The organism is Corynebacterium sp. UMB2355A (genome assembly GCF_033877495.1).
Classification (GTDB): domain Bacteria; phylum Actinomycetota; class Actinomycetes; order Mycobacteriales; family Mycobacteriaceae; genus Corynebacterium; species Corynebacterium pseudogenitalium.
In genome coordinates this window covers 1,623,066-1,637,106 of sequence record NZ_CP138855.1, presented here as the reverse complement: position 1 = coordinate 1,637,106, position 14,041 = coordinate 1,623,066, and the positions used below count along the sequence as shown (strand labels likewise).

The 14,041-nt window shown below is 64.2% G+C and carries 12 protein-coding genes and 2 pseudogenes; 3 read left to right on the top strand and 11 right to left on the bottom strand.

The features are described 5' to 3' along the window. Positions 1-72: 72 nt before the first annotated feature. Together R0V12_RS07585 and R0V12_RS07580 are read left to right on the top strand one after the other, a co-directional pair. Complete coding sequence (locus tag R0V12_RS07585) at positions 73-1,950, top strand: AAA family ATPase (protein WP_320072423.1); 1,878 nt, start codon at positions 73-75, stop codon at positions 1,948-1,950. A 34-nt stretch (positions 1,951-1,984) separates the two neighbouring features. After that, positions 1,985-2,764 (top strand): MerR family transcriptional regulator, encoded by a 780-nt coding sequence (locus tag R0V12_RS07580; RefSeq protein ID WP_320072422.1) that lies wholly within the window; start codon positions 1,985-1,987, stop codon positions 2,762-2,764. Positions 2,765-2,770: 6 nt separating this feature from the next. Here the strand turns inward: R0V12_RS07580 and R0V12_RS07575 are convergent, their stop codons facing one another. The 4 genes and pseudogenes from R0V12_RS07575 to R0V12_RS07560 form a co-directional block, all read right to left on the bottom strand. After that, entirely contained in the window at positions 2,771-4,174 is a 1,404-nt protein-coding gene (locus R0V12_RS07575) for a succinic semialdehyde dehydrogenase (RefSeq protein ID WP_320072421.1), read from the bottom strand. A 10-nt stretch (positions 4,175-4,184) separates the two neighbouring features. Beyond that, positions 4,185-4,856: a potassium channel family protein gene (locus tag R0V12_RS07570; protein WP_320072420.1), complete on the bottom strand. Its 672-nt coding sequence runs from the start codon at positions 4,854-4,856 to the stop codon at positions 4,185-4,187. Further along, positions 4,849-6,092 (bottom strand): annotated as a pseudogene (locus tag R0V12_RS07565) (TrkH family potassium uptake protein). Before R0V12_RS07565 ends, R0V12_RS07570 begins: the two are co-directional and overlap by 8 nt. 369 nt (positions 6,093-6,461) lie before the next feature. Then, positions 6,462-6,776, bottom strand: coding sequence for a DUF4229 domain-containing protein (locus R0V12_RS07560; protein ID WP_369822028.1), 315 nt, complete (start codon positions 6,774-6,776; stop codon positions 6,462-6,464). Positions 6,777-6,820: 44 nt separating this feature from the next. Here R0V12_RS07560 and R0V12_RS07555 point away from each other — a divergent pair, with 44 nt between their 5' ends. Beyond that, entirely contained in the window at positions 6,821-7,084 is a 264-nt protein-coding gene (locus tag R0V12_RS07555) for a hypothetical protein (RefSeq protein WP_070477766.1), read from the top strand. Here R0V12_RS07555 and galE read toward each other — a convergent pair. The 7 genes and pseudogenes from galE to hemL form a co-directional block, all read right to left on the bottom strand. Continuing rightward, positions 7,081-8,073, bottom strand: a complete 993-nt coding sequence (galE, locus tag R0V12_RS07550) for a UDP-glucose 4-epimerase GalE (protein WP_070477405.1) — start codon at positions 8,071-8,073, stop codon at positions 7,081-7,083. The two genes, R0V12_RS07555 and galE, sit on opposite strands and share 4 nt — an antisense overlap. After that, on the bottom strand, positions 8,073-9,074 hold the full coding sequence (gene ccsB, locus R0V12_RS07545) for a c-type cytochrome biogenesis protein CcsB (protein WP_070975705.1): 1,002 nt from the start codon (positions 9,072-9,074) through the stop codon (positions 8,073-8,075). The genes galE and ccsB overlap by 1 nt, the downstream gene beginning before the upstream one ends. A gap of 28 nt (positions 9,075-9,102) precedes the next feature. Beyond that, positions 9,103-10,727 (bottom strand): annotated as a pseudogene (locus R0V12_RS07540) (cytochrome c biogenesis protein ResB). Beyond that, the gene (locus R0V12_RS07535) at positions 10,728-11,507 is read right to left on the bottom strand and encodes a cytochrome c biogenesis CcdA family protein (RefSeq protein ID WP_320072419.1); all 780 of its coding nucleotides are present in this window, start codon (positions 11,505-11,507) and stop codon (positions 10,728-10,730) included. Next, entirely contained in the window at positions 11,508-12,086 is a 579-nt protein-coding gene (locus R0V12_RS07530; protein ID WP_070363186.1) for a TlpA family protein disulfide reductase, read from the bottom strand. Between the two features lie 14 nt (positions 12,087-12,100). Then, positions 12,101-12,703 (bottom strand): histidine phosphatase family protein, encoded by a 603-nt coding sequence (locus R0V12_RS07525; protein ID WP_070363187.1) that lies wholly within the window; start codon positions 12,701-12,703, stop codon positions 12,101-12,103. Beyond that, the gene (gene hemL / locus R0V12_RS07520; RefSeq protein ID WP_320072418.1) at positions 12,704-14,029 is read right to left on the bottom strand and encodes a glutamate-1-semialdehyde 2,1-aminomutase; all 1,326 of its coding nucleotides are present in this window, start codon (positions 14,027-14,029) and stop codon (positions 12,704-12,706) included. Positions 14,030-14,041: the final 12 nt, after the last annotated feature.

Here is a 14,041-nt window from a genome sequence, read left to right as displayed (position 1 = left end):
CGCCCGTGCAATGTCGGGGCTGCATGCTTCAATGAAGTCAACAAGTGATAGTTGATGCGAAAGGTGCAGGTCATGGCTATTTCTATGCCGCAGGACTTCGAGCATGAGCTCGCGTCGATGCTCAACGGCGAGAGCGTTGTGATCGACGGCGCGCCCGGCACCGGCAAGTCGGCGTTGCTGCGCACGTTCATGGAGGTGAACGACGCACTACCCGATAGCCAGCGCAAACGGGTGCTGCCCGTCGCGCTGCTGGGACGCGCGGCGAGCGGCATCAGCGGGCTGACGATCGACTCTGCATTCAATTTCGATCCCTTCATGACGCTCGGCGACGTCCTGCCGGGCGGTTCCTGGGACATCGACAGTGCAAAGCTGCTGCTCAGCTTGATTGAGACATTAATTATCGACGACGCCCACAACGTCAACACAGAGCTCCTGTTGATGATGAGCGTCGCCCTGCAGCGCGTGCGAAAGAACAACGAACCGTTTGGGGGCGTGCAACTCATCGCTGCGGGAGAATTGGCTGGGCCCGACTCACCGCTGGAGATGATGCTGGAGGAGGCAAGGCAGGATCCCGAGCGTTACGTGTTCCTCTCCTTTGACGGTGTCAGTTTTAATGTGAGCTACCACGTGGTTCGCGTTCACGCGGTGGTTGTGGAGCGTGGCCAGGTCGTTGCGGACTTTGGCACGTGGCTCAACCCGATGTCTGACTTGGGGCAGTTCGGCCTCGACAACGAGGTTCCTCCAGGTGGGCTTGCTCTCGCACCAAGGCTCGAGGACTTTTGGCCGCTGCTGCTACGGCAGGCTGCGGGTGGCATTGTCGTCGGTGATCGGCTCGAGAGGGCCCAGGACGCCGGCCGCTACCAGGCACGAGGCCTCGACATGGAGCTCGGGGACGGTATCGACGCCGAGTCACTCGACATCATTGTTGAGGGCAGTGACGTCGTCGAGCGGGCACATTCAATGGCGCTCGACTTCCTCTCGGGGGGCGTCGAGATCCCCTACGTGCGACCGGTACCCGACGCATCCGATACACAAGAAGGCGCGCTCTTCCAGCCGTTTTGGGCACCCGCTGCCCCGCTCAAGCTCGATCAGACCCGCGCGACCGACTCCGATAACGCCTGGGCAGCCTTCTCTGGCTCCGGCGTGGAAGTCGGCGACCAGCGCATGCTCCAACAGACTGCCCTGCGGCTTTCTTCCTGGGGGATGTCTCGCGGTGTTTGGACGAAGCGGGCCGAAGAGGAGGTGCGCAAACGCGCCATCATGACAGGGCTGACGCAGGTGTCCCTCCCGGAAGGCGAAGAGCAAAACATCGATATTGCTGCGCTGCTCTCCCCAGGCATAAGGGTGGTATTTACGGGCTGCCGCGAAGCCATCAGCTTCTACGACGGCGAAGAGCAGCTCATCACCGCCTGCGAGTCGTGCGGACTCATCTTCGAAGACAGCGTCTCTGCAACCACGTGCGATGTCCTCGTAGCGTGGGACCCGGCATCCATGTCGCGCAAGGCAAGAACCGCCAGGGAGCTGGGCATCCCAATCGTCTCGTTCGCCGATTTTGAGGACTGGCATAGGTACTACACGGGTTCGCCCTACGAGACCTTCCTCGCGGACATCCTCGAGGAAGGCCACCAGGTGGCGTTCCGCGGATTCATCGTCATCAACGGGATCCACATCACCGACGGTGCACGCATGGCGCTCCTGTGCGACGAGCTCGGCCTCGTGTACAGCCCGGAAATCCCCATCTCACTTTGCGACGCCCTCATCACCGACGACCTGACCGCCAGCCAGTACGGCATACCACTCATCCCAGTGGATGCATTCGGCGCGTGGGTGAACAGGGAGTTCGCATCCAAGGGTCAGTTCTTCACCGAAGACTTCTTCATCCCCGCCGACATCACCGCGCTGTATGGCCCGGACGAGCTGCTTTCCAAGATCGACGAGAGCAAGGCTTGACTCTGACGTAACGTCAGGCTGCACAATGACTGCCATGACCAACAACGAAGAGCTTTACACAGTCGGCGAAGTGGCCAACGCATTCGGGATCACGGTGCGAACCCTGCACCACTGGGAGCAGGCCGGCCTCATCGAACCTGTGTACCGCAGCTGGTCAAACTACAGGCTGTACACGCCAGATGACCTGGAGCGCATCCAGCACATCCTGGTCTACCGGACCACCGGTATGAAACTGTCTGAAATCAAAGAAGTACTCTCCCACCCCACCTCGAACCGGGAACACCTGCGCAGGCAACACGAACGCCTGCTTGAGGAGCGTTCGCGGATCGATGGGATGGTGGTGGCCGTCGAAAAGTTATTGGAGCAAGCAATGAACAATCACAAGCCAACCCTCGAAGAAATCGGCGAGATCCTCGGCGACCCTAACTACGCCGAACATCAAGCCGAAGCGCAAGAGGTCTACGGCGACACGCCCGGCTGGGCGCAGTACCAGGGCCGCACCGGCAACTGGGGCGCGAGCGACTGGGAGGACAGCAAGCAGCGTTTCGACGCCATCGATACCAAACTCGCCGACGCTGTTCGCCGCGACGTGCCCACCGACAGCGCGGAAGCCGCCGAACTCGTCGAGGAACACCGGAAGGTGATCGGGCAGTTTTTCGACGTCACCCCGGAGATGCAGTTTCAGATCTCGCGCGGCTACATCGCCGATGAACGCTTCAAGCGCTACTACGAAGAACGCCAACCTGGCCTGGCACAGTGGCTCGCCGATGCCATCGCGCACGCCACCGGCCACGGCGACGAGAGCAAGGACTAGCCGGGCCTAGCGCAGCAGACGCTTGCCCAACCGCAGCCCGAGCGCCATCGTGTCCGCGACCTGCTTGCCGCCGCCAGCGCCGACCCCGCCGAGCGGCAAATAGCGCTGCGCCGCCACGGTGCGCGCCTCGGTGTACTTCAGCAGGCCTTCGTCGCCATGGCGCCGCCCCACACCTGATTGTTTCCACCCGCCCATCGGCGCGTCCATCGATGCCCACGCGGCCGCGTAACCCTCGTTGATGTTCACGGTTCCCGCATGCACATGCTCCGCGACCACGCGCGCCTCGTCCTCCGCGCCCCAAATCGAGGCATTGAGCCCGTAGTCGGTGTCATTCATCTTCTCGACGCCCACCTCCGGCCCATCCACCACCTCCACGTAGACGACCGGCCCGAACACTTCCTCACGGTACAGATTGGAGTCCTCCGGGACGTCCACGAGGATGGTCGGTGCGTAGAACGTGTCGCCGAGCTGCGGTAGCGCTTCTCCACCGGTCAGGACGGTGGCGCCTTTGTCCACGGCGTCGTGGACGTAGGCGTCGATGCGTGAGAGGTGCTCCGCAGAAATCAACGAGCCAACATCGTCACCCCACCCGTGCCCAATGCGCAGGCGTTTCGTCAGCGCCACAAACTGTTCAAGGAACACTTCTGCCACGGCGCGGTCCACGTAGATCCGCTCCACGGAAATGCACAGCTGGCCGGTGTTGCTGAAGCAAGCGTCGACGGCACCGCGCGCCGCCGTCTCGGGGTTTGCGCTAGCCAGAACCAGCAGCGGGTTCTTCCCGCCCAGCTCAGCGGAGAACCCAATCAGACGCTCCCCGGCCTGCGCGGCAAGCTTCCTGCCGGTGGCGGTGGACCCTGTGAACATGAGGAAATCGCATCGCTTCACGATCTCCTGCCCCACCGTCCGCCCGCTTCCTTCCACAACCTGGAACAGGTCGGCTGGCAAACCGGCCTGCACCAACAGCTGGTGGGCGCGCTGCGCGGTGCGCGGGGTTTGCGTATCCGGCTTCAGTACCACGGCGTTGCCCGCAATCAGCGCCGCCACTGCGTCCGACATCGCCAACGAAAGCGGGTAGTTCCACGGCGCGATCACTCCCACCACGCCTTTCGGCGCCCGGTGCACCTCGGTCCGTGTCACCAGTGGCATAGCGCCCCGCACCCGGGCCAGCGCCAGCAGGGTTTTTGCACGGTATGCGTAGTGGCGGGCGGTGATCGCAACGTCCATGACCTCGTCGAACGCGTTGTGCTTCGCCTTGCCGGTCTCCTGCTGGATCAGGTCCACCAGCTCGTAGCGGTGGGCAAGGATCAGGTCGTGGTAGCGGAGAAAGATGCGGCTGCGCTGGCGAAGAGGGGTCGTCGCCCAGGCGCGCTGTGCCGCGCGTGCAGTGTCGAAAGCGTGCTGTACTGACATGCAGCCCAGGTTAGCGCCGCCGTGCCGCCATGCGGCTGAACTTTTCCACCCGGCGCGAATCCCCATAGATCTGCACCTGCTCGCCAGCCGCCAGGACCATGTGTCCAAGCACCGGCTGCCAGCGGTCCTCCCGGCGCACGGCAATCACCTTCACGCCGTGGCTCTGCCACAACGCCTGCTCGTCGAGCGGGCCCGCCACGTGCGTCGGCACCACCGTGTGCACAATCGCCGTGCCCGAGGACAACTCCACATAGTCGAGGTTCGCGCCACGCACCAAGTGCGCCACACGCCGCCCCATCGCCTCCTCCGGGTGCACCGCATGCGGCACACCAATCTGGTCCAGGATGCGCCCGTGCGCATTACCGGAGGACTTCGCCCACAAATTCTCGACGCCCACATCCACCAACAGCGAACACGTCAAAATCGACGCCTCCACGTGCGCCCCGCCGATCGCCACGACGACGCCGTCGAACTCCGAAATGCCCAGCTCATCAATCGTGGCCACGTCCGTGCAGTCAGCCTGCACCACCTTCGACAGCAGCCCGTTGTTGCGCTTCACGGCAGCCTCTTCCAGATCGACGCCGACGACGGTGGCGTCGTCAAACATGAGCTCCCGGCCCACCGCCGAGCCAAACCTCCCGAGCCCAAGCACCGCGTACGTGGGCGTTGCAAACTTAACCAATGATCGGCCTTTCATAAGGAAGCAAAATTTTCGACGCCGGCTCCGCAAACGCGAACGCCGTCGCCACAGTAATCGGACCCAACCTGCCAACAATCATCATAAAAATAATGACCAACAACGAAGGCGCATCCAGGTGCGGCGTAATGCCCGTGGACAATCCCACCGTGCCAAACGCCGACAACACCTCAAACAACACCTCCGACAGGTGAAACGGCGTCAGTGCCAACAACGCGAACGTCGCCGCCACCACCAGCGCGCCGCTGAGCATCACCACCGTGATCGCCTGGTGCACCACCTCCACCGGGACACCTTTGCCCAGCATGACCGGCTGCGTGCGACCCCGCACCACCGCCGACACCGCCGCCACCAGCACCAACACCGTCGTGATCTTCACGCCACCCGCCGTGCCGCCGGGCCCGCCCCCACAAACATGAACAGGTCCATCGCGAACAGCGTCGGCTCGTGCATCCCGCCAATATCGACAGAGTTGAACCCGCTCGTGCGGGTCTGCACCGCCTGAAACAGCCCCGCCAACACCGCATCCGACGCCGGCAACCCACCCAGCGTGCGCGGGTTGTTCCACTCCATGACGAGGATGGTGGCCGTCGAAAAGCAAAGAAGGAAGAGCGTACCGGCAACCACCATGCGCGTATTCAACGTCCAGCGGTGCAGGTGAAACACGTCCCGCCGAAACTGAAACAGCACCGGAAACCCCAAACCACCAATAATGATCGCCGCCATGATAGGCACGCAGACCCACCAATCCCCCACGAAGCCGGTCATGTTGTCCGAATAAAGCGCGAACCCCGCATTGTTAAACGCCGACACCGCATGAAACACCCCATGCCCCAACGCGCGCGACAACGGGTAGCCCAACGCCACGAACCGCGCCGTCAACGCCAGCGCGACCAGCGCCTCCACCACGATGCTCACCAGCAGGACCCGCCTCAACAGCGGCGCGATCCCGCCCACCGCCGTACGACGCTCCACCGCCGAAATCACATTCGCACTCAAATTCGCTTTGCGGACCACCGCCTGACCCAGAATCGTCGCGAAGCTCATCACCCCGAACCCGCCAACCTGGATCAACACGGCAATGACCACCTTGCCGAACGTAGTCCAATACGTCGCCGTATCCACAATGGCTAGGCCGGTTACACACAGCGCGGACGTCGCCGTAAACAACGCCGGCAACAGCGGCAACCCACCCGGATTCACAGTGGAAGCCGGAAGCATCAGCAACACGGTGCCCACGAACAGGGCTACCAGGAAGCCGAACAAGATCACCGCCGCGCTATTGAGCTGGCGGTGCCGAATGTCAGCAGGCACCAGCGGAACATTACGCCAGCGGGGTGCGGGTGGCAAGGGTTTTCTTGTCCCTGAGTGGCTGTGGAGTGGGCGCCAGTGCCAAATCTGACATCGTTTGTTGTCTAGCACATTTTTTGCCAGCAACTTTGAAGCAATAGACCTTATTCGATTGCGTCTTTTGGCACTCGAACCGACCTGCCTGACACCAAATTCCCTCGCGCAGAACAGGCGACCTGGGCTTTGCGAACCCACGACGCCAAAATGCAGGAATGTGGTGCACACCGTCCCACGAGAGAACTAACGCTCGGCCAGCTCGGCCTCGATCCACGCCTTGCGGGCCTGGCGCTGCTCCTTCCAATGTGCAAGCGCCTGGACGGCCTCAATGCGCTGCTTCTTGAACACCAGCATGGACAGCGGGAACGCCACGATGAGGGCCAGCAGGGCCGACATGATCAGCGGGACGGGCGCCCCAACCGCGACGGCTAGCAGCTGGATCACCACGGTGAGGACGATGAAGAGGAGGAGCCGGTACAACCCGTAGATGGCGGCGGCTTTGTTTGCGCGACGCTTCGCGCTCGGGTCAACTTCGGGTGCTTCACTCATGGGGGCCATGGGGACTTAGCCTAACGCAAAGGTGGACCAGTATGTTAGAGGGCATGGGAAGGCTTCTACTCATCGCTCTGATCATTCTGGCTGTGTACTTGATGTGGCGCGCGTTCGGCCCGGGGTCGAATGCACGGTATGGAGGGTACGGGGTGCAGCAGCAGGAACAGCCACCGGTTATTAAGGGGCCGGATGATGATGAGGAGTTCCTGTGGGAGATTGAGAAGAATAGGTTTAAAGAACGCCGGGCCCGCGAGGAGGCGGAGCGCCGGCGTCGTGAAGAGGAGGAGCGTCGGAGGAAGCGCGGCGAAGACTAGCTGCGCGTTGCTTCCTCGGCGAGGACCTCGGGCAGCTTCTCTGCCCAGGCCAGGGAGTCGCGGACGCCCTGCTCGATGGTGAGTTCTGGGGACCAGCCGAGTACCTCGCGCGCCTTGTCGATGCGCGGTGCGCAACCGGCGACGTCGCCCTCGCGTGGTGGTGCGGTGGTGACCTCCATGTCGGAGCCGCTGGCGGACTTGAACGCCTCCGCGAGCTCGAAGACGGTGGTGCCGGTGCCGGTGCCTAGGTTGATGACCTCGTATGGGGCGAGGTCGGCCTTGAGGGCGGCGACGTGGGCGCGGGCCAGGTCCCAAACGTGGACGTAGTCGCGCAGGCCGGAGCCGTCGCGGGTTGGCCAGTCGACGCCGGTGACCGTGAACGCCTCACCCCTCTGGTGGGCGGTGATCATCTTGCCCAGCGCGTGGGACGGCAGCGGGTTCTGCAGGCCGGTGCGCAGCTGTGGGTCGGCGCCGATCGGGTTGAAGTAGCGCAGGGCCACAGCCTGGATCTGGCCGGCGGCAGCGGCGTCAGCCATGACGCGCTCCAGCATCCACTTCGACGCGGCGTACGGGCTGGTTGGCGCCACAACGGAGGACTCGTTGACGGTGAAGTCCTCGTCCGCCTGGTACATTGCGGCGGTCGAGCTGAGCATGACGCGCTTGACGCCGCGGTCGCGAAGGACCTGCAGCATCTTGGTTGCGCGGCCGACGTTGACGTCGTAGTACTCGAGCGGCTGCGCGACGGACTCCGGCACGATGATCTTGGCCGCGCAGTGGATGACGGCTTCGATGTCGGGGTGGTCGTCGAAAATTTTGTTGAGCAGCTCGGTGTCGGCGATGTCGCCCTCGTAGTGGTCGAAGCGCTCTGCGAAGACGCGCAGGCCAGTGGAGTAGTCATCCAAGATGACCGGGGTGATGCCTGCGTCGGAGCAGCACGATGCAATTGTGGAGCCGATGTAGCCGGCCCCTCCTGTAATCAGTGTTTTCATTAGTTCAATCCTGCGTACGAGTGAAGTCCAGCAATGACAGTATTTACATAGGTCATGTTAAAGATGGTCATGGCCAAGGCAAAAACGTTGATCCACGCGGCCTTCGAGTTCTTCCAGCCGGCGGTGGCGCGCGCGTGGAGGTAGGCGGCGTACAGAATCCACGTAATCATGGACACGGTTTCCTTCGCGTCCCAACCCCACGGGCGACCCCAGGCGACCTCAGCCCAAATCGCGCCGAACACGATGCCGATTCCAAACAGTGGCAGTGTAATGATCGCCGTCTTGTAGGTGATCTGGTCGAGCGTCTTCGCGCTCGGCAGCGGCTTCGCAATCGCGCCGAAGAACCCGCGCTCCTCGCCGCGCGGCTGCCACATGCGCAGCAAGTACAGCAGCGCAAAGATTCCCGACACAATACCTATCGACGCCCCCACCGACACCGACGAAACGTGCACCGGCAGCCAGTAGGACTGCAACGCCGGCACCACCGGTGCCACGTGCATGTGGAACACGGTGGAGTTGAGGAACATCGCGATCGCCATCGGGGCGAGCAGCCACGGCCAGATGGTGTGCCAGTTCTTGCGCTGCACCACGATCGCGGCTGCGACCATCACGACGGCCGTCATGGCCAGGATGTACTCGTACAGGTTGCCGAGCGGGAAGCGCTTCGCCGCCAGCCCGCGCGTAATGAAGGACGCGACGTGCAGCACGATGCCGAACCAGATCAGCGCCTGCGTCATGTTCGCCCACTTGCGGGCGCCGGCGACGCGGCGGTCGTATTCTGCCTGGTCGAAGGAGTCGGAGGGGACGTCGATAAGCTCGGAGCCGCCCCCGGCCCCCACGGCGACTTTTTGATCCATGCGGGCGCGCTCGCGGCGCATGTCGAGCACGCCGAACATGCGCCCGTAGTAGATACAGGACATGATCAGCGCAGCCAAGTACAGGATGAACGCGGTGCGGAACGTGAGGTCTGAGAGGTCCGCCATCGTGGAATCGACAAGCATGGGGAACAATCTACCGCGTCATCGCAGGTTAGCCAAGGTCATCAACCTCGAAGGAGGGGTTCTCCTCCTCCGAAATGCCCAGGATTTCCTCCACGATTTCATCGAACTCGGCGCCCCACCCGGCGCGGTCCGTGCGCGCCAGGCCGGCGAGCTCCACGTGGGTGCCGGTGGCCGTCGGGGTCAGGCGGATCCACAGGCGGCGGCGCTTGATGGTCAGCGAGCCAGCCAGCGCGGCCAGCATGAGCACCGAGGTTGCCAGCATCCAGCCCTGGGTCGGGTCGTGGGAGATTTGGTAGTTGGCGTATTCGGCGGCGCCGTCGAAGCGCACGCGGATGCCACCCTCAAGGGTGGTTTCCTCCCCCGGCACCAGGTTGACGCGCTCCACCTTCTGCAGGCGCCCCTCGGCGATCAGGTTCTGGTCCAGCACGAAGATGTTCTGCGGGCGGCCGGTGTCCAGGCCGGCGTCTCCGACGTAGATGTCTACGGCCATCGCTGGGTCCTGCATCGCAGGGAAGCCGGACTGCAGCATGTCGCCGTTCACGCCGGTCCACTGGGCGGTCGGCGCGAAGTTGCCCTCGATGGCGATCTGGTGCTCGCGGCGATCGGTGAGGTCCGGGTACATGCCTGCGGGTCGAAACGCATTACGCCGGCGGACAGGAAGTTCTGCACGTCCGTGGGCCTAAACTGCACCATCTGGGTGCGCGACTCCCCGTTCGGCCAGGTGATGGTCACCTGCGGGGCAAAGCCGTGCCCCTGCAGGTAGACGCGGTTGCCGTCCACGCGCAGCGGGTGGTTGACCTGCAGCGTGAAATCCTGCCACTGCTCACGTGGGGCGGCCACGTCCGGTGTGTAGGCCACGTCCGACCAGAACCCGTTCGCTTGCCCAGTGTTGAGGTACTCGGCGCGGAAGTTCTTCGACTCGATGCAGAACGGGTGCAGGCCGGTGCCGTCGAAGAGCGGTCCGGCGCGGAAGACGTCGAAGTTCGCAGGCGACGTATTACAGAACTGGCGCGGCTGCTCCACCGGCACCGCGTACTGCGACTCGGACTCGGTCACCATGATGACCTGGCCCTCGTAGAAGACCATGCGGCCCGCCGCGAACGCCACGATCATGCCCACCAGCCCGATGTGGAACAGCAGGTTCATCAGCTCGCGGGAGTAGCCGCGCTCCGCCGAGATCGAGAACACCCCGGCGCGGTCTTCCTCCGGCTGGTAGGAAGCCACGTGCCACTTGCGCAGCACTGCGCGCGCCTTCGCCTCCAACTCGTCCTTCGGCGTATCGACGTCCCCCTCCGCATGCAGCGGCATCCTGGACAGGTACTTCGGCGCCTTGGTCGGCGTGGCCCGGTACGCGCGCCAGTGGTCAATCGAGCGCGGGATGATGCACCCGACCAGCGAGACCATCAGCAGCGTGACGATAGCGACGAACCAGGTGGAATCGAAGACGTCGAAGAGCTGGAGCTTGTCGTAGATGGGCCCCATGGTTGGGTTGGCGCGCAGGTAGTCGTCTACCAGCGTCGCGGAGACCGTGCGCTGCGGAAGCAGCGCTCCCGGGATGGAGGCCAGGGAGAGCAGGAACAATAGCAGCAGCGCGGTGCGCATACTGGTCAGCCAGTGCCACGACCTGCGTAGCCACGTGAGTGCAGTGCTCATTTAAATCACCGTTGCTCCATATCCGACGACGAGCTGGCGCGTCCAGCCGATAAACACGTTCCAGGCCCCTGTCAGCAGCAGCAGGCCGACGATGACCATCGCTACCCCGCCGATCACCTGGATGGTGCGCGAGTGCTTTCGCAGCACCTCGATACTACGCACCGCTTTCGCCGAGCCAAGCGCCACCAGCAAGAACGGCAGCCCCAGCCCGAGGCAGTACGCGATGACCAGCAGCACGCCGCGCGCCGCCGTCATGCCCGCCGTGCCCACAGAGACGGAGACGATCGCGGCGAGCGTCGGCCCCAAGCACGGGGTCCACCCGAGCGCGAACACCCCGCCGAGCAGCGGCGCGCCCAGCAGCGTGGTCCACTTCTTCGGTCGCAGCCGCGTGTCGTTTTGCAGCGCCGGCACCCAGCCGGCGAACACCAGGCCCATCGCAATCGTGACCACGCCGCCCGCGCGCATCAGGGTCTCAGCGTTGAGCGCCACCGCGCTCACCGCGCCGAAGACGGTCACGGTGGCCAACAGGAACACCACCGTAAACCCGAGGATGAACAGGCCCGCCGCGCCGGCGACGGCCCAGCGGCGCCGCGTCACAGATACCCCGTGCTCATCCACGTTGAGCTCCCCGCCCACGATGCCCGTCAGGTACGACATGTAGCCCGGCACCAGCGGCACCACGCACGGCGAGGCGAAGGACGCCAACCCGGCCAGCGCAGCCGCCAGCATTCCCAGCAGCAGCGGCCCCTGGGAGACCAGCTCCGATAACGCCTCCCCCATTTAGGCCTCCGCCTCCTGGTGCAGCGTATTCGCCAGGTCAATGATCTCCTGGGCGTTGACCTCCCGCAGGAACACCGCCGCCGGGCGGTGCTGGGTGTCCAGCACGATCGTCGTCGGGATCACGGAGCTGGGCACGCCGCCCAAGAACGCGGCGGTCTTAAACGGCGGGTCGTAGATGGATGGGTAGGTCACCCCGTTGTCCTTCATGAAGTCGCGCGCAATGTCCGCGTTGTGGTCACGCACGTTAATGCCCAGCACGGTGCCGAAGCCCTCGATGGACTCCTGCACCTCCTGGAGGTCGTCGACCTCCGCACGGCACGGCGCGCACCACTGGCCCCACGCGTTGAGCACCACGACCTCGCCGTCGAAGTCGCTGAGCGAAATCTCGCTGCCCGGCTCCATCAGGGACTCGCCGGAAAAGTCCGGCAGCGGCTTACGCTCCTCCTGCGGGTAGAACAGCTCCACCTGCCCGCCCGGCGAGTGGAACGCGAAGGACCCGCCGTTGTCGCTGGCGCTCGAGCACCCGCTCAGCAGCACGGCTGCGGCAACGAATGGGACAAGGCTGCGGCGCACGGTCATAGGGTCCTTCCAGGTTAGATCGCGGATGCGGGGGTTGAGTATGACCAGTCAACAACAACGTCGTCGTCGAACACAAGTGACGTCACACTGGCCAGCTCGCAGCGACGGCTCGCGTGCGCGAAGGGCTTGCCCTGCACGTAGCGCTGCACCGTCACGATCGGCAGCTGGTGGCTCACCAACACGGCCTCGTGGCCCTCGGCGCGCTGGCGGGCGTCCTCAATCGCGACGTCCATGCGAGCGAAGATGTCCTCGTAGGACTCGCCCCAGCTCGGCTCCCAGGGCTTAAGCATGTGGCGCCACCGGATCGGGTTCCACAGCTGGGAGCGCCACCCCTTGGTGCGCAGCCCCTCAAAGGTGTTGCCGGCCTCCAGGATCTCCTCCCGGGTATCAATCTCCAGGCCAGTGACCTCCGCAATCGGCTGCGCGGTCTCCTGCGCGCGCAGCAGCGGGCTGGCCGCCAGGTAGGTAACATCGCGGCCCTCGAAAAACTTCGAGGTCGCAGCGGCCATCGAGTAGCCGCGGGAGCTCAAGTGGTAGCCCGGCAGGCGCCCGTAGAGGATCTTCTTCGGGTTGAACACTTCACCGTGGCGCACCAGGTGGACAACAGTTCGCGTCATTTACTGGCCCTCCGGGGTCGCGGCGGCTGCGGCCTTCGCAGCCGGGGCGAGCGCGGCCTCGATGGTGGCGAAGTCGTCGTCGGTCAGCGCCGTGGAGACGAACCAGGTCTCGAACGGGCTCGGGGACGCGTGCACGCCGTGGTCCAGCAGCGCGTGGAAGAACGGCGCGTAGCGGAACGTGTCCGCCGCCTTCATGTCGTCGAAGTTGTGGCCCTCGCCCTCCGCGAAGCGCACCGACAGCATCGTCGACGCGCGCTGGATGTGGTGCGCCACGCCCTCACGCGTCAACGCTGAGCTGACCAAATCTTCCAGCCTGTCCGCGTTGCGGTTCAGCACCGGGTAAATATCCTCGCTGGCCAGGCGCAACGACGCCATGCCAGCCGCCATCGCCACCGGGTTTCCGGACAGGGTGCCCGCCTGGTACACCGGCCCGTTCGGCGCCAGCTTCTCCATCACTTCTCGACGCCCACCAAAGGCCGCCGCCGGCAACCCACCCGAGATGACCTTGCCGAAGGTCGTCAGATCACCCGCAACACCGTCAACCCCGTACCAGCCGGAGTAGGAGGTGCGGAAGCCCGTCATCACCTCGTCCAGGATGAGCAGGGCACCGTTAGCGTGGCAGACCTCCTTCAGCTTCGCGTTGAAGTTGTCCTGCGGCGCCACCGTGCCCATATTGCCGGCGGCCGCCTCCGCGATCACGGCGGCAATCTGGCCCTCGTTCTCCGCGAACGCGCGCTTCACAGCCTCGATGTCGTTGTACGGCACCACGATCGTGTCCGCCGCCTGCGCGCCGGTCACCCCTGGCGAATCCGGCAGCGAGAACGTCGCAATGCCGGAGCCTGCCGACGCCAACAGAGCGTCCACATGGCCGTGGTAGCAGCCATCAAACTTAATAATCTTCGGGCGCTGCGTATACCCGCGCGCCAGGCGCACCGCCGACATCGTCGCCTCAGTACCCGAGTTGACCATGCGCACCTCCTCCACGGACGTACGCTGCGTGATCATCTCCGCGATCTCCACCTCGGCCTCAGTCGGCGCGCCGAAGCTCAACCCGTTCACCAGCGCCTTCTCGACGGCCTCCAGGATCGCCGGGTGCGCATTCCCGTGGATCATCGGACCCCACGAATCCACCAGGTCCACGTAGGAGTTGCCGTCGACATCTACAAGCGTGCTGCCGAACGCCTTCTCAATAAAGCGCGTCTGCCCACCCACCGAGCCAAACGCGCGCACCGGCGAGTTCACCCCACCCGGCGTGACCCGCTGAGCGCGCGCAAACAACTCAGCAGAACGAGCAGTATTTTCTGAAGTCAGGTTCGTCTTCGTCATAGTTGCCTATCC